The organism is Mesorhizobium sp. P5_C1 (assembly GCF_054049815.1).
In genome coordinates this window covers 1-1,076 of record NZ_JBFULQ010001072.1, presented here as the reverse complement: position 1 = coordinate 1,076, position 1,076 = coordinate 1, and the positions used below count along the sequence as shown (strand labels likewise).

Annotated in this window: 1 pseudogene; it reads right to left on the bottom strand. The window is 64.1% G+C overall.

The annotated features are described in order from the left end of the window. Nucleotides 1-400: 400 nt before the first annotated feature. A pseudogene (locus ACXJ7R_RS33965) lies at nucleotides 401-1,076 on the bottom strand (hypothetical protein); the annotation flags it as partial.

The following is a 1,076-nucleotide window of genomic DNA, read 5'->3' as shown; positions in this document are numbered from 1 at the left end:
CAGCATGGTAGCGAGTCATTCCGCTAGGGAACTGTGTGAAGCGCTGATCGCTAATCTGGATCGCGARAGCAGGTCTGTGGCCCGGCGCYCTCCTTTTGACACTGAGCAGACCAGAGGGGCGCYGAGCCCTTTACCGGCGRCGCTTTGAGGGAARCGRCGCCGAGTAGTGAGTGTATCGCTCYCGCTAGAGTTGTGGAATRCAGCCTTTTGGACGACGGCCCGGCGGCGAACGCTTGAGGTTGCCTGAAACGGGCGCGCTGCGGGAACAGAGTTCAGCGGCCGGCTTCCTTTTTACSTGCATCCAGTTTCCTTGAAGACGGACGGATGACCATTGAAGGCTTCCTCCCTGAAGAGTGAGCGCACTGGTGGGGCGCAATCGGTGGACACGACCTGCTGGTCTTTACTTGGCCCATTGCGGAACGTGCAGCAGATCACGCAGGCGGATCGGCAATCTGGGCGAAGCGAGCAATTCGGCGCAGCTCGCCTCCCATCGCCCGAGATATTCGGCGATCGGTAGACCGCTGCGGCCGGGCCAGCGGTTGAGTGCGCCCAGCGCCTCGACGCAGTCCGGCGCGCTGTCGTATTCGGCAAGGATGGTCACAGACATCGCCCGGGCGAACGGATTGAGGGCGGGCATTTCGATCTCGCCACGATGGTCGGCGAACCACGCCGCGGCGTCGCGCGTCAGCCCCTGGCTGTCGGCGAGCGCGGTATAGCCGCGGGTGATGTTCTCGCGGTAAGCGGCAATGGCATCGCCGAAAGCATTGTCGCCGGCGAACGGCGGGTTCTCCTTCCAGTCCTTCGCCAGGCGCCCCAGGCCTCGCAGCGAGAATGCTTCAACCAGGGCTTCCTCGAGCCACTGGCAGCGAGTCGCCGGCTTGGCATCCGGTTGCCAACTGTTGGCCGTGACATGGCCGAGCTCRTGCCCGAACTGGTAGGCGAGCTTGGACCAGTCGCGCTCGCCGATGTCAACGATGATCCAGGCCATGCTGCTGCCATCCGGATGCAGCCAGACCGCAGGCGTGCCGGAAGTGTGCTCGTCGACACGCAGCCGCGTTGGCTGGCGGTCGGAGACA